Annotated in this window: 17 protein-coding genes; all 17 read left to right on the top strand. The window is 43.8% G+C overall.

Annotated elements, in window-relative coordinates; all coding sequences use genetic code 11:
- Positions 1–154 precede the first annotated feature (154 nt).
- The 17 genes from rpoB to rpsC all read left to right on the top strand — a co-directional run bounded on the left by rpoB (position 155) and on the right by rpsC (position 19,924).
- The gene (gene rpoB, locus JOD03_RS12080) at positions 155–3,706 is read left to right on the top strand and encodes a DNA-directed RNA polymerase subunit beta (protein ID WP_204591479.1); all 3,552 of its coding nucleotides are present in this window, start codon (positions 155–157) and stop codon (positions 3,704–3,706) included.
- 98 nt (positions 3,707–3,804) lie between these two features.
- Positions 3,805–7,407, top strand: a complete 3,603-nt coding sequence (rpoC, locus tag JOD03_RS12085) for a DNA-directed RNA polymerase subunit beta' (RefSeq protein ID WP_204591481.1) — start codon at positions 3,805–3,807, stop codon at positions 7,405–7,407.
- A gap of 144 nt (positions 7,408–7,551) precedes the next feature.
- A complete protein-coding gene (locus JOD03_RS12090; RefSeq protein WP_204591483.1) occupies positions 7,552–7,812 on the top strand; it encodes a ribosomal L7Ae/L30e/S12e/Gadd45 family protein in 261 nt (86 codons plus the stop codon).
- An 88-nt stretch (positions 7,813–7,900) separates the two neighbouring features.
- A complete protein-coding gene (gene rpsL, locus JOD03_RS12095) occupies positions 7,901–8,320 on the top strand; it encodes a 30S ribosomal protein S12 (protein ID WP_094942217.1) in 420 nt (139 codons plus the stop codon).
- Positions 8,321–8,361: 41 nt separating this feature from the next.
- Positions 8,362–8,832 carry a 30S ribosomal protein S7 gene (gene rpsG, locus JOD03_RS12100; protein ID WP_094942216.1) on the top strand — a complete coding sequence of 157 codons (471 nt, stop codon included), beginning with the start codon at positions 8,362–8,364 and terminating at the stop codon, positions 8,830–8,832.
- A gap of 51 nt (positions 8,833–8,883) precedes the next feature.
- Entirely contained in the window at positions 8,884–10,962 is a 2,079-nt protein-coding gene (gene fusA, locus JOD03_RS12105) for an elongation factor G (RefSeq protein WP_204591484.1), read from the top strand.
- A 113-nt stretch (positions 10,963–11,075) separates the two neighbouring features.
- The gene (tuf, locus tag JOD03_RS12110; RefSeq protein ID WP_204591485.1) at positions 11,076–12,263 is read left to right on the top strand and encodes an elongation factor Tu; all 1,188 of its coding nucleotides are present in this window, start codon (positions 11,076–11,078) and stop codon (positions 12,261–12,263) included.
- 819 nt (positions 12,264–13,082) lie between these two features.
- Positions 13,083–13,943 carry a PPK2 family polyphosphate kinase gene (locus JOD03_RS12115; protein WP_204591486.1) on the top strand — a complete coding sequence of 287 codons (861 nt, stop codon included), beginning with the start codon at positions 13,083–13,085 and terminating at the stop codon, positions 13,941–13,943.
- Positions 13,944–14,274: 331 nt separating this feature from the next.
- On the top strand, positions 14,275–15,585 hold the full coding sequence (locus tag JOD03_RS12120; RefSeq protein WP_204591487.1) for a Na+/H+ antiporter family protein: 1,311 nt from the start codon (positions 14,275–14,277) through the stop codon (positions 15,583–15,585).
- A 192-nt stretch (positions 15,586–15,777) separates the two neighbouring features.
- Complete coding sequence (gene rpsJ, locus JOD03_RS12125; RefSeq protein WP_093274779.1) at positions 15,778–16,086, top strand: 30S ribosomal protein S10; 309 nt, start codon at positions 15,778–15,780, stop codon at positions 16,084–16,086.
- Positions 16,087–16,131: 45 nt separating this feature from the next.
- A complete protein-coding gene (gene rplC / locus JOD03_RS12130; RefSeq protein WP_204591490.1) occupies positions 16,132–16,761 on the top strand; it encodes a 50S ribosomal protein L3 in 630 nt (209 codons plus the stop codon).
- A gap of 25 nt (positions 16,762–16,786) precedes the next feature.
- A complete protein-coding gene (rplD, locus tag JOD03_RS12135; protein WP_204591492.1) occupies positions 16,787–17,410 on the top strand; it encodes a 50S ribosomal protein L4 in 624 nt (207 codons plus the stop codon).
- Positions 17,410–17,694, top strand: coding sequence for a 50S ribosomal protein L23 (rplW, locus tag JOD03_RS12140; RefSeq protein ID WP_204591494.1), 285 nt, complete (start codon positions 17,410–17,412; stop codon positions 17,692–17,694). Before rplD ends, rplW begins: the two co-directional genes overlap by 1 nt.
- Positions 17,695–17,732: 38 nt before the next feature.
- Positions 17,733–18,563, top strand: a complete 831-nt coding sequence (rplB, locus tag JOD03_RS12145) for a 50S ribosomal protein L2 (protein WP_204591495.1) — start codon at positions 17,733–17,735, stop codon at positions 18,561–18,563.
- Between the two features lie 57 nt (positions 18,564–18,620).
- Entirely contained in the window at positions 18,621–18,899 is a 279-nt protein-coding gene (gene rpsS, locus JOD03_RS12150; RefSeq protein ID WP_204591498.1) for a 30S ribosomal protein S19, read from the top strand.
- A 20-nt stretch (positions 18,900–18,919) separates the two neighbouring features.
- Positions 18,920–19,264 (top strand): 50S ribosomal protein L22, encoded by a 345-nt coding sequence (gene rplV, locus JOD03_RS12155; RefSeq protein WP_204591500.1) that lies wholly within the window; start codon positions 18,920–18,922, stop codon positions 19,262–19,264.
- Between the two features lie 3 nt (positions 19,265–19,267).
- Positions 19,268–19,924 (top strand): 30S ribosomal protein S3, encoded by a 657-nt coding sequence (gene rpsC, locus JOD03_RS12160; RefSeq protein WP_204591502.1) that lies wholly within the window; start codon positions 19,268–19,270, stop codon positions 19,922–19,924.
- Position 19,925 lies beyond the last annotated feature (1 nt).

Here is a 19,925-nt window from a genome sequence, read left to right on the forward strand (position 1 = left end):
ATATTATTTTGTAGGAGTATGCCCATTTTTACAGCACGCTCCGTCAATTTTTATGTAATCGAAAATGAGCTCTAACTTAGAACTCGTTTTCTTTTTGTCTTTATCGCTGCCTAGGTAGCATAGAAAGAAAATCGTTTCTTGAGGGGTGAATAAGTTGACAGGTCAACTAGTTCAGTACGGACAACACCGCCAGCGTAGAAGTTTTGCGCGTATCAGTGAGGTGCTCGATCTTCCGAATCTGATTGAGATTCAGACGGCATCTTATGAGTGGTTTTTAGAAGAAGGATTGCGTGAAATGTTTAAAGATATTTCACCGATCGAAGATTTTACAGGGAACTTATCCCTTGAATTCGTCGACTACAAGCTTGGTGAACCTAAGTACTCAGTAGACGAATCAAAAGAGCGTGATGCAACATATGCAGCACCACTTCGTGTAAAAGTACGTCTCCACAACAGAGAGACAGACGAAGTAAAAGAACAAGATGTATTTATGGGTGACTTCCCACTTATGACAGAAACAGGCACATTCATCATCAATGGTGCTGAACGTGTAATCGTTTCTCAGTTAGTTCGTTCCCCAAGTGTATATTTCCACGATAAAACAGATAAAAACGGTAAAAAAGGCTTTGGTGCTACAGTAATTCCAAACCGTGGTGCATGGCTTGAGTATGAAATCGATGCAAAAGACGTTGTATATGTCCGTATCGACCGTACACGTAAATTACCAGTTACCGTGTTACTGCGTGCATTAGGTTTCGGTACAGACCAAGAGATCATTGAGCTTCTTGGTGACAACGAATACTTACGCAATACACTCGAAAAAGATAACACAGAAACAACAGAAAAAGCACTTCTAGAAATTTACGAGCGTCTTCGTCCAGGCGAGCCGCCAACAGTAGATAGCGCGAAGAGCCTTTTATATTCTCGTTTCTTCGATGCGAAGCGTTATGATCTTGCAAATGTAGGTCGCTACAAGATGAATAAAAAGCTTCACATCAAAAACCGTCTCTTCAACCAAACGATTGCTGAAACACTTGTTGACCCAGAAACAGGAGAAATCCTTGTAGAAGAGGGAACAATGATCGACCGTCGAGTACTAGACCGTTTGATTCCAAACCTTGAAAGTGGGATTGGCTTCAAAACACTTTCACAAGTGGGTGGCGTACTTGAAGATGACATCGTAATCCAAGCTGTGAAAATCTACGCTCCAAACGATGAGAACCAAAAAGAAATTACGGTAATCAGCAACGCGTACGTAGAAGAAGAAATCAAAAATATCACACCTGCTGATATTATTTCTTCTATCAGTTACTTCTTTAACCTTTTATACAACGTTGGAAACACAGATGATATCGATCACCTAGGAAATCGTCGTCTGCGTTCAGTCGGAGAGCTTCTTCAGAATCAGTTCCGTATCGGTCTTTCTCGTATGGAGCGTGTTGTACGTGAGCGTATGTCAATCAATGATACACAGTCTATCGTGCCGCAACAGCTGATCAACATCCGTCCTGTTATCGCGTCGATTAAAGAGTTCTTCGGTAGCTCGCAATTATCTCAGTTCATGGACCAAACAAACCCACTTGCAGAGCTAACGCATAAGCGTCGTCTATCTGCACTTGGACCTGGTGGTTTAACACGTGAGCGTGCTGGATTTGAAGTACGTGACGTTCACTACTCTCACTATGGTCGTATGTGTCCGATTGAAACACCTGAGGGGCCAAACATCGGTCTAATCAACTCTCTTTCAAGTTTCGCGAAAGTGAACAAGTTTGGGTTTATTGAAACACCATATCGTCGTGTAGATCCTGAGACGGGTCAAGTGACTAGCCGCATCGATTACTTAACAGCAGATGAAGAAGACAACTATGTAGTGGCACAAGCCAACTCGATTCTAACTGAAGACGGTAGCTTTGCAAACGAAGAAGTCGTAGGACGTTTCCGTGGAGATAACACGGTATTCCGCCGCGAGCAAATCGACTACATGGACGTATCTCCAAAGCAAGTTGTATCGGCTGCGACAGCATGTATCCCATTCTTAGAAAACGATGACTCCAACCGTGCCCTAATGGGAGCAAACATGCAACGTCAAGCCGTGCCTCTATTAAACCCAGAAGCACCGTTTGTCGGAACAGGTATGGAGCACGTCAACGCACGTGATTCAGGCGCAGCAGTTGTTGCCAAGTATCACGGAATCGTTGAGCACGTCGAAGCAAAAGAAATTCGCGTTCGCCGCATCGAAGAAGTCGATGGCAAAGAAGTAAAAGGCGATTTAACAGTATACAAGCTACAAAAATTCATCCGTTCAAACCAAGGGACAAGCTACAACCAACGCCCAATCGTACGTGTTGGCGATGTAGTGAATCCAAATGATATCCTTGCAGACGGACCATCAATGGAAGCTGGAGAGTTAGCGCTTGGGCGTAACGTTCTTGTTGCCTTCATGACATGGGACGGCTACAACTATGAGGATGCTGTAATCATGAGCGAGCGTCTTGTGAAAGACGACGTTTACACATCTGTCCATATTGAAGAGTATGAGTCAGAGTCTCGTGATACAAAGCTTGGGCCGGAAGAAATTACACGTGATATTCCAAACGTCGGGGAAGAAGCACTTCGTAACCTAGACGATCGTGGAATCATCCGTATCGGTGCTGAAGTTCGTGATGGCGATATCTTAGTAGGAAAAGTAACACCTAAAGGGGTTACAGAACTTACTGCAGAAGAGCGTCTACTACACGCAATCTTCGGTGAAAAAGCACGTGAAGTTCGTGACACGTCTCTACGTGTACCACACGGCGCTGGCGGTATCATCCTAGACGTGAAAGTGTTCAACCGTGAAGACGGAGATGAGCTTCCACCGGGTGTAAACCAACTCGTTCGTGCGTACATCGTACAAAAACGTAAAATCTCTGTAGGGGATAAAATGGCTGGACGTCACGGAAACAAGGGTGTTATCTCGCGCATCTTGCCGGAAGAAGATATGCCTTTCCTTCCAGACGGAACGCCAGTTGATATCATGTTGAACCCACTTGGTGTACCATCTCGTATGAACATCGGTCAGGTACTTGAGCTTCACTTAGGTATGGCTGCTCGTACGTTAGGTGTTCACATGGCATCTCCTGTATTTGATGGAGCGAATGAAGAAGATGTATGGGAAACGATGGAAGAAGCTGGGATGAATCGTGACGGGAAAACTGTCCTTTACGATGGTCGCTCAGGGGAACCATTCGACAACCGTGTATCTGTCGGAATCATGTACATGATCAAACTTGCGCACATGGTTGATGACAAGCTTCACGCACGTTCTACAGGACCTTACTCACTTGTTACGCAACAACCACTTGGCGGTAAAGCCCAGTTCGGTGGTCAGCGTTTCGGGGAGATGGAGGTTTGGGCACTTGAAGCTTATGGTGCTGCTTATACACTTCAAGAAATCTTGACAGTGAAATCCGATGACGTTGTAGGTCGTGTGAAAACATACGAAGCCATCGTTAAAGGCGAAAGCGTTCCAGAACCAGGTGTTCCAGAATCATTCAAAGTATTAATTAAAGAGCTTCAGTCACTAGGTATGGACGTTAAAATGATGACAATCAATGATGAAGAAGTAGAGCTTCGCGATCTTGAAGAAGACGAAGACCTGCCATCAGCTGAGTCATTAGGCATCTTACCACCAGTTTCAGAGGAAACTGCTGAGACAGTTGAATAAGTAATTTCTATACTGCGGGAAGGTTCGTCCTTCCCGCCTATCTTAAAGCAGAGCTGCTTGAAGTCTTTTAAAGACAACACTAGAGGGAGGTAGGCTCCTTGATAGACGTTAATAACTTCGAATATATGAAAATTGGATTAGCTTCACCAGACAAGATTCGTTCATGGTCTTATGGAGAAGTTAAAAAACCAGAAACAATCAACTACCGTACACTAAAACCTGAGAAAGACGGGTTATTCTGTGAACGTATCTTCGGTCCTACAAAGGATTGGGAGTGTCACTGTGGAAAATACAAGCGCGTCCGTTATAAAGGCGTCGTCTGTGACCGCTGTGGAGTAGAAGTCACACGTGCAAAAGTACGTCGTGAGCGTATGGGTCACATCGAGCTAGCTGCTCCTGTTTCACATATTTGGTACTTTAAAGGAATTCCAAGTCGTATGGGCTTGATTCTTGATATGTCTCCACGCTCTTTAGAAGAAGTCATTTACTTTGCTTCTTATGTCGTGGTAGATCCTGCGGATACACCGCTTGAAAAGAAACAACTTCTTTCTGAGAAGGAATACCGCGCATACCGTGAAAAATATGGAACGAAATTCTTAGCAGCGATGGGTGCAGAAGCTATCAAGCGCTTGCTCGAAGAAATCGATCTTGAAAAAGAAACGGATACGCTAAAAGAAGAATTGAAAACTGCACAAGGACAACGTCGCACACGTGCGATTAAACGTCTTGAAGTAGTTGAGTCATTCCGTAACTCTGGAAACAAACCAGATTGGATGATTCTTGATGTTCTTCCGGTCATTCCACCAGAATTACGTCCGATGGTTCAATTAGATGGTGGACGTTTTGCGACGTCTGACTTGAATGATTTGTACCGCCGTGTCATCAACCGGAACAACCGTCTAAAGCGTCTTCTTGACCTTGGTGCTCCAAGCATCATCGTTCAAAATGAGAAGCGCATGCTCCAAGAAGCAGTGGATGCATTGATTGATAATGGTCGTCGTGGCCGTCCAGTTACTGGACCAGGTAACCGTCCATTGAAGTCACTATCACACATGCTAAAAGGGAAGCAAGGACGTTTCCGTCAAAACTTACTTGGTAAACGTGTTGACTATTCTGGTCGTTCGGTTATCGTTGTAGGTCCTAACTTAAAAATGTACCAATGTGGTCTACCAAAAGAAATGGCGATCGAGTTGTTCAAACCGTTCGTTATGAAAGAATTGGTAGAACGCGGTCTTGCCCATAATATTAAATCTGCGAAACGCAAAATCGAGCGTCTACATTCTGAAGTTTGGGATGTATTAGAAGACGTTATCCGTGAGCATCCGGTCCTTCTTAACCGAGCACCTACGCTTCACCGATTAGGAATCCAGGCATTCGAGCCAACACTAGTTGAAGGCCGTGCCATCCGTCTACACCCACTTGTATGTACAGCTTACAACGCTGACTTCGATGGTGACCAAATGGCGGTTCACGTTCCACTTTCTGCAGAAGCACAAGCAGAAGCGCGTCTTCTTATGCTTGCCGCTCAAAACATCTTGAACCCGAAAGACGGAAAACCAGTTGTTACACCATCTCAGGATATGGTACTAGGAAACTACTACTTAACTCTTGAGCGTAAAGGTGCAACAGGTGAAGGTTCTATCTTCTACGGACCAGATGAAGTTTTACTTGCATACACGAACGGTCACGTGCATTTGCACTCTCGTATCGCGATTGCAGCTTCTTCTCTAAACAACCAAACGTTTACTGAAGAGCAAAACAAAATGTTGTTATTAACGACAGTCGGTAAAGTGATTTTCAATGAGATCCTTCCTGAGGAATTCCCATACATCAACGAACCAACTGACTTTAACCTACAAGTTGAAACACCAGGAAAATACTTCGTTCCAACGAACACAGATGTGAAAAAACATCTAGAGGACATGGAAATTGTTTCTCCGTTCAAGAAGAAAATCCTTGGAAATGTTATTGCTGAAGTGTTCAAGCAATTCCACATTACAGAAACATCAAAAATGTTGGATCGCATGAAAGCATTAGGCTTTAAATACTCAACGCGTGCTGGTATCACAATCGGTATTTCAGATATCGTGGTACTTCCAGACAAAGGAGAAATCCTTGAGGAAGCACAAGGCAAAGTGGACAAAGTAACGAAGCAATTCCGTCGTGGTCTTATTACGGAAGATGAGCGTTATGCAAGTGTCATCAGCCAGTGGAGTAAAGCAAAAGAAGTTATGCAAGACAAGTTAATGCAGTCTCTTGATCACTTAAACCCAATCTTCATGATGCAAGACTCTGGAGCACGTGGTAACGCGTCCAACTTCACGCAGCTTGCAGGTATGCGCGGTCTGATGGCCAACCCGGCTGGTCGTATCATCGAGTTACCGATCAAATCTTCCTTCCGTGAAGGTTTAACGGTACTTGAATACTTCATCTCTACTCACGGTGCTCGTAAAGGTCTTGCCGATACAGCCCTGAAGACAGCTGACTCAGGTTACTTGACGCGTCGTCTAGTAGACGTAGCACAAGACGTCATCGTTCGTGAAGACGATTGTGGAACAGATCGTGGTCTTGAAATTGGATCATTAATGGAAGGTTCAGAGGTTATCGAGGACTTCAGCGAACGTATCGTTGGCCGTCACACGAAGAAAACAGTATTCCACCCAGAAACGGGCGCTGTCATCTTAGAAAAAGACGGATTAATTACAACGGATATCGCACGCGAAATCTTAGACGCTGGACTAGAGAAGTTAACAATCCGTTCTGCTTTCACATGTAATACAAAACATGGTGTATGTAAGAAATGTTATGGTCTTAACCTTGCAACAGGCGACACAGTTGAAGTGGGAGAAGCAGTTGGTATCATCGCTGCCCAGTCAATTGGAGAGCCAGGTACTCAGTTAACAATGCGTACATTCCACACAGGTGGGGTAGCAGGAGACGATATCACACAAGGTCTTCCACGTATCCAAGAAATCTTTGAAGCCCGTAATCCAAAAGGACAAGCGGTCATCTCAGAAGTCAACGGTACAATCGAGAAGGTCGATGAGATTCGTGAAGGCCAGAAAGAAATTACAGTCAAAGGCGACGTGGAAACACGTAAGTACTTGGCACCATACAATGCCCGTCTGAAAGTGTCTGAAGGCGACACGGTTGAGCGTGGACAAGTTATGACAGAAGGTTCAATCGATCCGAAAGAACTTCTTCGCGTCAAAGATGTCAACACAGTTCAACTTTACTTGCTGAAAGAAGTTCAGAAGGTTTACCGTATGCAAGGGGTAGAAATCGGCGACAAACACATCGAAGTAATGGTTCGCCAAATGCTTCGTAAAGTGCGTGTCATCGAGGCTGGTGAAACGGAACTACTTCCAGGATCACTTCTGGACGTTCACCAATTCGCTGAAGCAAACCGTGACGCTGTTCTTGAAGGAAAACTTCCGGCTACTTGCCGTCCAGTCATCCTGGGGATCACAAAAGCATCACTTGAAACAGAATCCTTCTTATCTGCAGCATCGTTCCAGGAGACAACTCGTGTCCTTACAGATGCAGCAATCAAAGGGAAACGTGACGAGTTGCTGGGTCTTAAAGAGAACGTTATTATCGGGAAGCTTGTCCCAGCTGGTACAGGTATGCAACGTTACCGTCAATTGCGCTTAGCTAAAGACGAACTTGAAGAAGATTTAGAAACGATTGGCGCTGAATAAGTTCTAGTCGATAAATCGCGGGCTCCTCCGAAGTGGAGAGAGTCCGTGATATTTTTATGGATTCGTGTTGACATGAATCTGTAGAGATGATAATATGTTTAAGGTTGATAGTTCCATGACTTGACCGCTTTGGAGGATATGCAAATGTCTTATGAAAAAGTGAAGCAAGCACAGAAAACGATCATCGGTACAAAGCAAGCAGTAAAAGCTGCGCGAAATGGACACTTGTCCGAAATTATTGTCGCGATGGATGTTGATCACCATGTGATTGCACCCGTTCTGGAAGTTGCGCGAGAGTTCAACATTCCGGTAACGAATGTTCCGTCAAAACAACAGCTTGGTAAAGTGGCTGACCTTCGGGTTCACGCTTCTGTCGTAGCAATTGCTGACTCACGGTTTTTGTGAAATTCACAAAGCCTTTGTTTTTTACCTAAAAATGAACCACCTGGATGTGTGGTCTTAAATTAACTAGAAATGAAGGGAGGACAAATCGATGCCTACAATTAACCAATTGGTCCGTAAGCCTCGTAAATCCAACGTCACTAAGTCAAAATCACCAGCACTAGGAAAAGGCTACAACAGCTTTAAAAAATCAACGACAAACTTAAACTCGCCTCAAAAGCGTGGAGTTTGTACGCGTGTTGGTACGATGACACCGAAGAAACCGAACTCGGCTCTTCGTAAATATGCTCGTGTGCGTTTAACAAACACACTGGAAGTAACTGCTTACATTCCAGGTGAAGGTCACAACCTTCAAGAGCACAGTGTTGTACTTATCCGTGGCGGACGAGTAAAAGATTTACCAGGGGTACGCTACCACATCGTTCGTGGTGCACTTGATACTGCTGGTGTTAATGGTCGTATGCAAAGCCGTTCACTTTACGGTACTAAGCGTCCAAAAGAAAAAAAATAATTTAATTCAAATCGTACCAATCTTTGAAAGGAGGAAAACACATGCCTCGTAAAGGTCCTGTTTCCAAACGTGACGTGTTACCAGATCCAATTTACAATTCAAAGCTAGTAACACGCTTAATTAACAAAATGATGATTGATGGTAAAAGAGGTACTTCTCAAAAGATCCTTTATGGAGCGTTCGAATTAGTAAAAGAGCGTTCTGGTAAAGATCCACTAGAAGTATTCGAAGCTGCACTTAACAACGTAATGCCAGTACTAGAAGTACGCGCACGCCGTGTTGGTGGAGCGAACTACCAAGTACCGGTTGAGGTTCGCCCAGACCGTCGTTCTACTCTTGGTCTTCGTTACCTTGTAAACTACTCTCGCCTACGTGGAGAGAAAACTATGGAAGAGCGTTTAGCGAATGAAATCCTAGATGCATCTAACAACACTGGTGCTTCAGTTAAGAAGCGCGAAGATATGCACAAAATGGCGGAAGCGAACAAAGCATTCGCTCACTATCGCTGGTAGGATTCACCCGAATCTATACACTCTAATCCGAAGTGGAAGGAGACAACTTAAATGGCTCGCGAATTTTCATTACAGAAAACTCGTAATATCGGAATCATGGCGCACATCGATGCTGGTAAAACAACAACGACTGAGCGTATCCTTTATTACACTGGCCGTATCCACAAAATTGGTGAAACGCACGAAGGTGCTTCACAGATGGACTGGATGGAGCAAGAGCAAGAGCGCGGAATTACAATTACATCAGCTGCTACAACAGCTGCATGGAAAGAGCACCGCGTAAACATCATCGATACACCAGGACACGTAGACTTCACTGTTGAAGTTGAACGTTCATTACGTGTACTTGATGGTGCGGTAACTGTACTTGATGCACAATCAGGTGTAGAACCACAAACGGAAACAGTATGGCGTCAAGCTACAACTTACGGCGTACCACGTATCGTTTTCATCAACAAAATGGACAAAACAGGTGCAGATTTCTTGTACTCTGTTAAAACATTACACGATCGTTTGGAAGCAAACGCTCACCCAATCCAATTACCAATCGGTGCAGAAGACGACTTCACTGGCATCATTGACCTAGTGACAATGACTGCTACAATGTACGGAAACGACCTTGGTACGGATATTCAAGAAGTGGAAATTCCAGAAGAGTACAAAGCGCAAGCTGAAGAGTACCGCGAAAAGTTAATCGAAGCAGTAGCTGAGCTTGACGAAGAGCTAATGGAAAAATACCTTGGCGGCGAAGAAATCACAAACGAAGAATTAGTTGAAGGTATCCGTAAAGGTACTGTAAACGTAGAATTCTACCCAGTAGTTTGTGGTACTGCGTTCAAAAACAAAGGTGTTCAAAAGATGTTGGATGCGGTTATCGCATACCTACCATCACCACTTGATGTAGCGCCAATGAAAGGAATCGACCCAGACTCTGAAGAAGAGCTAGTACGTGAACCTTCTGATGAAGCTCCGTTCTCAGCACTTGCATTCAAAGTTATGACAGATCCTTACGTTGGTAAATTAACATTCTTCCGTGTGTACTCAGGTACATTAGATTCTGGATCATACGTTCAGAACTCTACTAAAGGGAAGCGTGAGCGCGTAGGTCGTATCCTACAAATGCACGCCAACTCTCGTGAAGAGATTTCAAAAGTATATGCAGGAGATATCGCTGCGGCTGTTGGTCTTAAAGATACAACAACTGGAGATACACTATGTGATGAAAAGAGCCTAGTTATCCTTGAGTCTATGGACTTCCCAGAGCCAGTTATCTCATTATCTGTAGAACCAAAATCAAAAGCTGACCAAGATAAAATGGGTCAAGCTCTACAAAAACTTCAAGATGAGGATCCAACGTTCCGTGCACACACGGACCAGGAAACTGGCCAAACGATCATCTCAGGTATGGGTGAACTTCACCTTGATATCCTAGTTGACCGTATGAAACGTGAATTCAAAGTTGAAGCTAACGTAGGTGCTCCTCAAGTATCTTACCGTGAGACAATCCGTGCTACTGCTGAAGTAGAAGGTAAATTCGTCCGCCAATCTGGTGGTCGTGGTCAATTCGGTCACGTTTGGATCGAGTTCTCTCCAAATGAAGAAGGTAAAGGCTTTGAATTCGTTAACGCTATCGTTGGTGGTGTTGTACCACGTGAATACATTCCAGCAATCGAAGCGGGTCTACGTGACTCTCTAGACAATGGTATGTTAGCGGGTTACCCAATCATCGACTTAAAAGCAAAATTATTCGATGGTTCATACCACGATGTTGACTCGAATGAGATGGCGTTCAAAATTGCTGCTTCAATGGCTCTTAAAAACGCAGTATCTAAAGTTAACCCAGCTCTTCTAGAGCCTGTTATGAAAGTAGAAGTTGTAATTCCAGAAGAATACCTAGGCGATATCATGGGTGACATCACGTCACGTCGTGGACGCGTTGAAGGTATGGAAGCTCGCGGAAACGCACAAGTAGTTCGTGCAATGGTTCCACTTGCTGAAATGTTTGGATATGCAACATCACTACGTTCTAATACACAGGGACGCGGAACATTCTCAATGACATTTGATCACTATGAAGAAGTTCCTAAGTCAATCGCTGAAGAAATCATCAAAAAAAATAAAGGTGAATAATTGAAATTCACCTTCGTTTCAAGTATAACTATCTTGTAGTGTATGAAAGCAAAGGGGCTTGCCCCTTCTGCTTTTATCATAAAACAAACAATTACTGAGGAGGATTTACTCTAATGGCTAAAGAAAAATTCGATCGTTCCAAAACACATGCTAACATCGGTACTATCGGTCACGTTGACCACGGTAAAACTACTTTAACAGCTGCTATCGCTACAGTTCTTTCTAAGCGTCTTGGCGGTGAGGCTCGTTCATACGATCAAATCGACAACGCTCCAGAAGAAAAAGAGCGCGGTATCACAATCAACACATCTCACGTTGAGTACGAAACTGAAGCTCGCCACTATGCACACGTTGACTGCCCAGGTCACGCTGACTATGTTAAAAACATGATCACTGGTGCTGCACAAATGGACGGCGGTATCTTAGTAGTATCTGCTGCTGATGGCCCAATGCCACAAACTCGTGAGCACATTCTTCTTTCACGTCAAGTAGGTGTTCCTTACCTAGTTGTATTCATGAACAAATGTGACATGGTTGATGACGAAGAGTTACTAGAATTAGTTGAAATGGAAATTCGTGATCTATTATCAGAATACGACTTCCCAGGCGATGACATTCCAGTAATCAAAGGTTCTGCTCTTAAAGCTCTAGAAGGCGAAGCTGAGTGGGAAGAAAAAATCATCGAACTTATGGACGCTGTAGATTCTTACATCCCAACACCTGAGCGCCAAACTGACAAGCCTTTCATGATGCCAGTTGAGGACGTATTCTCAATCACTGGTCGTGGAACAGTTGCTACTGGCCGTGTTGAGCGTGGACAAGTTAAAGTCGGTGACGTTGTAGACATCATCGGTATCGTTGAAGAGCCAAAATCTACTACTGTAACTGGTGTAGAAATGTTCCGTAAACTTCTTGACTATGCAGAAGCTGGAGACAACATCGGTGCACTTCTTCGTGGGGTTTCTCGTGAAGATATCCAACGTGGACAAGTATTAGCTAAACCAGGCTCAATCACTCCACACACTGAGTTCAAAGCTGAAGTTTATGTATTATCAAAAGAAGAGGGTGGACGTCACACGCCATTCTTCTCAAACTACCGCCCACAGTTCTACTTCCGTACAACTGACGTAACTGGCGTATGTAACTTACCAGAAGGCGTTGAAATGGTTATGCCTGGAGACAACATCGAAATGACTGTTTCTCTAATCGCTCCAATCGCGCTTGAAGAAGGTACTAAGTTCTCTATCCGTGAGGGTGGACGTACTGTTGGTGCTGGTGTAGTTGCGACTATCACTAAATAATTTCAGCTTTTGCTGATTTTGAACCCTCCCCGGGACGCTGGGGAGGGTTTTATTTGTAGGTGTGGAAGGCGTTCGTCCAGAAATGCTTCGGGAATCAATCGTGCCCCTAGAGACTCTCTTTGTCTCTAGGGGTGCGATTGATTTTCGAATGTATTTCTAACGCATGGAACCCGATTTGATTCGAAGTCGAAACTAGATTTCAGCTTTTGCGGGATTTCTAGGAGGCGCAACTCGATTCAATTCAGAGTCGAAATCCACTTCAAAATAACCTCTGGAACCCGATTTGATTCGAAGTCGAAACTAGATTTCAACTTTCGCGGGATTTCTAGGAGGCGCAACTTGATTTCATCCGGAGTCAAAAAACCATTTAAGACGTTGAGTTCCACTGCGGGGTTGCTTTCCGCGGGCGCTGCGTGAGCTTCCTCGTCGCATACTCCTGCGGGATCTCACGGCAGACTGTAATCCCACTGGAGTCAACCCCTCCATTCCACTCAACTTTAGTGAAATTCAAAAATCGCCGCTGACTTTATCACACTATTAAGTTGATTATTACGTTAACTCGGCTGATTGTGACGTTAGCGCTCGCAATTAAGACATTAAGTCGTATCATTCTGACGTTAGCGGAGTTTATTCTGACGTTCCTCGAATTATGGAAACTAACTTCAACTCTCTTCTCATCAAAACCTCTAAATTACTCAAGTTCTTACTAGTAAGCCCTTAAGTATCAAAAGCCCTTCCTAGCAAGCCCTTCCCCTCATTAGGTTTGCGCAATTTCAACCGCGGGTAAAGTTTCCTATGTATAAAGAGGAGGCCACATCCATGAAAGTTAGTACATATAAAGTGCCGAGCACAAAATCCATTCGCCTCAAAGACTATCCAACTTCTGAAGGGAAGAAAGAAGAGAACGATCATATACGTGAGCACATCATTCCAGACCTGGTAACACAAATGAAAGATCTGCATCACAGACTTCATGCCGAAGAGAAACACGGGATCTTGGTTGTTTTGCAAGCAATGGATGCAGCAGGGAAAGATGAAGCAATTAGCTATATCTTTTCTAACTTGAGTGCTCAAGGCCTGAAAACGACGACACTTAGTAAACCAACAGATGAAGAGATGAAACAAGATTATTTAAGACGCATCCAAGTGGGACTGCCGGATCGGGGACAAATCGGGATCCTAAATCGCTCACACTATGAGGAAGTAATCGCACCGCGGATTCATAACACGCTGGAAGACGGGAATATTCCAGATCATGCAGACAAACGTTCTATTTGGAAACTGCGCTATCGCCAAATCAATGATTATGAAAAATATCTCTATGAAAATGGGATCCACATTGTGAAGTTCTTCTTTCATATGTCGAAAGATGAACAAAAAGACAGATTACTTGAGCGCATGAAAAATCGGGAAAAGCACTGGGAGTTTTCGTTCTCAGATATTGAAGAACGAGAATACTGGGATGACTACCAAAAGGTGTTTGAAGAAATGTTAAATCATACGTCGACGAGTTATTGCCCATGGTACGTCTTGCCAGCAGATGACGAGTGGCATAGTCGCCGTCTGGTAACAGAAATCATGATTGAACTGATGGAAAAGTTAGATCCGAAATACCCAACATATACAGGTGAAGATTTAAAACGCTTGAAAAAGGAAATTAAAAAGCTAGAAAATGAATGAGCCGCCGAATCAGGCGGTTTTTCTATTCAATTCAAGTGGGGGAGATAGCCGAGTTCGGCAATTGTGTCGGGAGATTCGAAGGTTATTCGCGGTTGTTTGGCAATTGTGTCGGGAGTTTCAAAGCCTAGTTTCACTGATTCACCGGTTCCTCATATTATGGAAACTAAATCGCTCCCACTAGCAATCATGAAACACCTTCTGGCCTTGATCACACATGTTGACACTCCAAAAAGCGCATGCTATTATAACATTTGTTAACTTTAACGCTCTACTTGTTTAGCAGAGTAAAGTATTCACGCAGAAACAATGAATTTAGAAATGAGGAATTTGAATGAATGCAGTACTGATAGCGGTACTCATCATGCTAGTACTAAGTTTACTACGCGTGAATGTAGTCGTCGCTTTATTAATAGGAGCATTGTCTGGAGGCCTGATTACAGGTCTTTCTATAGAAGCTACACTAACAGCAATTACAGAAGGTCTTGGAAACGGTGCGACGATTGCACTGAGTTATGCGTTACTGGGAGGATTTGCAGTTGCTATCTCGCGCACGGGGTTGCCACTCTGGCTCGTCGACAAATTGATAGAGTCAACTAAACAATCAAAGTCAGGAAGCTTTGCTTCAATCAAATGGTTTTTACTTGCAGCGATTTTACTCATGTCCATCGCTTCGCAAAACGTCATCCCGATTCATATCGCGTTTATTCCATTGTTGATTCCACCATTACTCCCCCTTTTTAACAAAATGAATTTGGATCGTCGTTTAGTTGCAGCTATTTTGACATTTGGTTTAACGGCACCGTATATCTTATTACCATACGGATTCGGAGCCATCTTCCACGGAATCATTGCGGAACAGATGGAGCTCGCTGGAATGGCAATTGATCAGTCAGATATTCCGACTGCGATGTTGATCCCGACAGCAGGACTTATCGTTGGATTGTTCATCGCAGTATTCGTTACGTACCGAAAAGAACGGGCATATCACCAGTCTGCTGAGATTGAAGTAGCACGTGCCAATGTGACGCCACTTACGATTGTGTTTACAATTTTAGCGCTCGCTGCAGCACTCGCAGGTCAGCTACTCACAGAAAGCATGATTATCGGAGCGCTCGCAGGTATTGCTGTACTGTTTGCTACACGTGCCGTTCGTTGGTCTGAATCAGATCGTGTTCTAATAGAAGGAATGCAGATGATGGCGTTCATCGGATTCGTCATGTTAGCAGCTAATGGCTTTGCGGAAGTCATGAAAGCTACAGGAGATGTGGAAACATTAGTAGAAGGGACAACAAACGTCATTGGCAACAATCAAGGACTCGCTGCCTTACTAATGCTTGTCGTTGGTCTGCTAGTGACACTTGGAATTGGTTCATCGTTTGCAACGATCCCAATCATCGCCACATTGTTTGTTCCGTTTGCGATGCAAGTTGGATTTAGTCCGATGGCAATCATCGCACTGATCGGAACAGCGGGTGCACTTGGAGATGCCGGCTCGCCAGCATCTGATTCGACACTTGGCCCGACTGCTGGTTTGAATGCGGACGGTCAGCACAATCATATCTGGGATACGACGGTGCCGACGTTCATTCACTACAACATTCCCCTCATAATTTTTGGGTGGATTGCAGCAATGATTTTATAACAAAAAGAATTTAAAAAAGAATTCGCTAAAACACTTGCGGATTCTTTTTTTTTTCGTTATAATGTTGAATGTTGGTCTTTGACTGCGATGAAGCGAGAGGTTACCGACACACCCGGCCGCTTTGCCATGGCGCGTGCGTTGGAAAATTTTCGTGGAGAATGTCTAGTAAATAGGCGAAAAGGAGGGAAAGTAATGGCAAAACAAAAAATTCGTATCCGTTTAAAAGCGTATGATCACAGAATTCTAGATCAGTCAGCTGAGAAAATCGTAGAAACTGCGAAACGTTCAGGTGCTAGTGTATCAGGTCCGATCCCACTTCCAACTGAGAAGTCGACGTACACAATCTTGCGTGCTGTTCACAAGTACAAAGATTCTCGTGAGCAATTCGAAATGCGTACGCATAAACGTCTGATCGATATCGTTAACCCAACACCACAAACTGTTGACGCGTTAATGAAGCTTGATTTACCATCTGGCGTTGATATCGAAATCAAACTTTAATAGGTAAAAAATAAACTAACAAACAATTAACAGGAGGTGTGACGAATGACCAAAGGAATCTTAGGTAGAAAAATCGGTATGACGCAAGTATTTGCTGAGAACGGTGATCTTATCCCAGTAACAGTTATCGAAGCAACACCAAACGTAGTGCTTCAAAAGAAAACTGTTGATACGGATGGCTACGAATCAATTCAGTTAGGTTTTGAAGATAAGCGTGAAAAGCTTTCTAACAAACCAGCTAAAGGACACGTAGCGAAAGCGGACACTGCTCCTAAGCGCTTCATCCGCGAATTCCGCGGACTTAATACTGCTGATTACGAGATTGGTCAAGTAGTCAATGTAGAAAGTTTCGCTGAAGGCGATGTAATCGATGTAACAGGTGTTTCAAAAGGTAAAGGTTTCCAAGGTGTAATTAAACGCCACGGACAATCTCGCGGCCCAATGTCTCACGGTTCTCGTTACCACCGTCGTCCGGGTTCAATGGGTCCAGTTGCTCCGAACCGTGTATTCAAACAAAAGAAATTACCTGGTCAAATGGGTGGACACACAGTAACAATCCAAAACCTAGAAGTGGTTAAGATTGATGCTGAGCGTAACCTACTATTAGTAAAAGGTAATGTTCCTGGTTCTCGTAAATCATTAGTAGTTGTGAAAGCGGCTATTAAATCGAAATAATCTTTGAAGAAAGGAGGAAACAGGAATGGCAAAAGTTAAAGTTTTAAACGTAACAGGTTCTGAAGTAGGCGAGATCGAATTAAACGATAGCGTGTTCGGAATCGAACCAAACGAAGCGGTACTTTTTGAAGCTATCATTGCACAACGTGCTTCTCTACGCCAAGGTAACCACAAAGTGAAAGGTCGCTCTGAGGTTGCAGGTGGTGGACGTAAGCCATGGCGCCAAAAAGGTACAGGCCGTGCTCGTCAAGGTTCTATCCGCTCTCCACAATGGCGTGGTGGTGGTATCGTATTCGGTCCAGTTCCACGTAGCTACAGCTACAAACTACCGAAGAAAGTTCGTCGCTTAGCTCTTCTTTCAGCGTTATCTTCTAAGGTTCGCGAAGAAAGCTTGCTAGTAGTGGATGCATTATCATTTGATGCACCAAAAACAAAAGACTTCGTTCAAGTATTGAAAGATCTTTCAATCGCGAAAAAAGCTCTTGTTGTAACAGCTGACCTAGATGAGAACGTTGCATTATCTGCACGTAACATCGCAGGCATCACAGTTGTTTCTGCTTCTGGAATTAACGTTCTTGACCTAGTGGGTCACGATCAGTTAATCATGACAAAAGCAGCTGTAGAAAAAGTGGAGGAGGTGCTTGGATAATGGAAGCACGTGATATTATTAAACGTCCGGTCATTACCGAGCGTTCTTCTGAACTAATGGGCGAGAAAAAGTACACTTTCGAAGTGGACACTCGCGCTACAAAAACAAACGTGAAAAGCGCAGTAGAAGAAATCTTTGGTGTTGAAGTTGCGAAAGTAAACATCATGAACTACAAAGGTAAATTCAAGCGCGTTGGCCGTTTCGGCGGATTCACAAACAAACGTCGTAAAGCAATCGTTACTTTAACAGTCGATAGCAAAGAAATCGAATTATTCGAGATCTAATCTTATAGAAGAGTTAAAACCATGAAGGAGGGAAAAACATGGCGATTAGAAAGTATAAACCGACCACAAACGGACGTCGTAACATGACTAGTCTTGATTATGCTGAAATCACAACTAACAAGCCTGAGAAATCATTGCTTGCTCCTGTGAAGCGTAAAGGCGGCCGTAACAACCAAGGTAAAATTACTGTTCGTCATCACGGTGGCGGTCACAAGCGTCAATACCGTATCATCGATTTCAAACGCAACAAAGATGGCATTCCAGGCCGCGTTGCTACAATCGAGTATGATCCAAACCGCTCAGCGAATATCGCTTTAATCAACTATGTTGATGGAGAAAAACGTTACATCTTAGCACCAAAAGGATTAGTAGTAGGTATGGAAATCGTATCTGGACCAGAATCGGATATTAAAGTAGGTAACGCGTTACCACTTGAAAACATCCCAATGGGTTCTACAATCCACAACATCGAAATGAAACCTGGTAAAGGTGGACAGCTAGTACGTTCTGCTGGTACATCTGCACAAGTTTTAGGTCGTGAAGGTAAGTACGTAATCGTACGTCTTCAATCTGGTGAAGTTCGCCTTATCCTAGGTGTTTGCCGTGCAACAATCGGTGAAGTAGGAAACGAACAACACGAACTAGTAAACATCGGTAAAGCAGGTCGTTCACGCTGGTTAGGTAAACGCCCAACTGTACGTGGATCTGTAATGAACCCGAACGATCACCCACACGGTGGTGGTGAAGGTCGTACACCAATCGGACGTAAGTCTCCAATGTCTCCATGGGGTAAACCAACTCTAGGAGCGAAGACACGTAAGAAGAAAAACAAATCCGACAAAATGATCATTCGTCGTCGTAAAAAATAAAGTGGTTAAACTGCGGTTCGTAGGAGCCGTAGTGGAATCACTAAGGGAGGTTCCAAAATGGGTCGTAGCTTGAAAAAAGGACCTTTTGTAGACGATCACTTAATGAAAAAAGTGGAAGCTCAAAAGGACAATGAGAAAAAGTCTGTCATCAAAACTTGGTCTCGTCGCTCTACAATTTTCCCAACATTTATCGGTCAAACGATTGCAGTCTACGATGGTCGTAAACACGTGCCTGTATACGTAACTGAAGATATGGTTGGACACAAATTAGGCGAGTTCGCACCAACACGTGCTTATAAAGGTCACGGTGCTGACGATAAGAAAACAAGACGCTAATTGAGAGGAGGTAACACCACATGGCACAAGCTAAAGCTATTGCTAGAACAGTGCGCATTGCTCCTCGTAAAGTACGATTAGTCGTTGATTTGATCCGAGGCAAGCAAGTTGGCGAAGCTGTTGCAATTTTAAACCACACACCACGTTCTGCTTCACCGGTTGTTGAAAAGCTATTGAAATCAGCTATCGCAAACGCTGAGCACAACTATGATTTAGATATTAACAGCTTAGTAGTATCTGAGGTCTTCGTTGATGAAGGTCCAACATTAAAACGTTTCCGTCCACGTGCACAAGGTCGTGCGAGTGCGATTAACAAACGTACTAGCCACATCACTTTAGTGGTATCTGAGAAGAAGGAGGGATAATTCGTGGGTCAAAAAGTACATCCAATAGGGTTACGCGTAGGTATCATTCGTGACTGGGAATCAAAATGGTTCGCAGAGAAGGATTACGCTACACTCTTACACGAAGATTTAAAAATTCGTCAATTCATCGACACACGTCTAAAAGACGCGTCAGTTTCTAAAGTAGAAATCGAGCGTGCTGCAAAACGTGTTAACATTACAATTCACACTGCGAAACCAGGTATGGTAATCGGTAAAGGTGGTACAGAAGTTGAAGCTGTACGTAAATCTTTAAACGACTTAACTGGCAAGCGTGTACACATCAACATCGTTGAAATCAAACGCGCGGATCTGGATGCGAAATTAGTAGCTGAAGGAATTGCACGCCAACTTGAAGGCCGTGTATCTTTCCGTCGTGCACAAAAACAAGCTATTCAACGCACAATGCGTTCTGGCGCTAAAGGGATCAAAACACAAGTTTCTGGTCGTCTTGGTGGAGCTGACATCGCACGTGCTGAACATTACAGCGAAGGTACTGTTCCACTTCATACACTTCGTGCAGATATCGACTACGCACACGCTGAAGCTGACACAACTTACGGGAAGCTAGGCGTTAAAGTATGGATCTATCGTGGAGAAGTCCTTCCGACTAAGAAGAACTCTGAGGAAGGAGGCAACTAAT

The organism is Chryseomicrobium aureum (genome assembly GCF_016909155.1).
Classification (GTDB): Bacteria; Bacillota; Bacilli; order Bacillales_A; family Planococcaceae; genus Chryseomicrobium; species Chryseomicrobium aureum.

Coding starts and splice junctions, on each gene's coding strand:
- JOD03_RS12090 (WP_204591483.1), top strand. CDS start 7,552: ATGTCTTATGAAAAAGTGAAGCAAGCACAGAAAACGATCATCGGTACA.
- rpsL (WP_094942217.1), top strand. CDS start 7,901: ATGCCTACAATTAACCAATTGGTCCGTAAGCCTCGTAAATCCAACGTC.
- rpsG (WP_094942216.1), top strand. CDS start 8,362: ATGCCTCGTAAAGGTCCTGTTTCCAAACGTGACGTGTTACCAGATCCA.
- fusA (WP_204591484.1), top strand. CDS start 8,884: ATGGCTCGCGAATTTTCATTACAGAAAACTCGTAATATCGGAATCATG.
- tuf (WP_204591485.1), top strand. CDS start 11,076: ATGGCTAAAGAAAAATTCGATCGTTCCAAAACACATGCTAACATCGGT.
- JOD03_RS12115 (WP_204591486.1), top strand. CDS start 13,083: ATGAAAGTTAGTACATATAAAGTGCCGAGCACAAAATCCATTCGCCTC.
- JOD03_RS12120 (WP_204591487.1), top strand. CDS start 14,275: ATGAATGCAGTACTGATAGCGGTACTCATCATGCTAGTACTAAGTTTA.
- rpsJ (WP_093274779.1), top strand. CDS start 15,778: ATGGCAAAACAAAAAATTCGTATCCGTTTAAAAGCGTATGATCACAGA.
- rplC (WP_204591490.1), top strand. CDS start 16,132: ATGACCAAAGGAATCTTAGGTAGAAAAATCGGTATGACGCAAGTATTT.
- rplD (WP_204591492.1), top strand. CDS start 16,787: ATGGCAAAAGTTAAAGTTTTAAACGTAACAGGTTCTGAAGTAGGCGAG.
- rplW (WP_204591494.1), top strand. CDS start 17,410: ATGGAAGCACGTGATATTATTAAACGTCCGGTCATTACCGAGCGTTCT.
- rplB (WP_204591495.1), top strand. CDS start 17,733: ATGGCGATTAGAAAGTATAAACCGACCACAAACGGACGTCGTAACATG.
- rpsS (WP_204591498.1), top strand. CDS start 18,621: ATGGGTCGTAGCTTGAAAAAAGGACCTTTTGTAGACGATCACTTAATG.
- rplV (WP_204591500.1), top strand. CDS start 18,920: ATGGCACAAGCTAAAGCTATTGCTAGAACAGTGCGCATTGCTCCTCGT.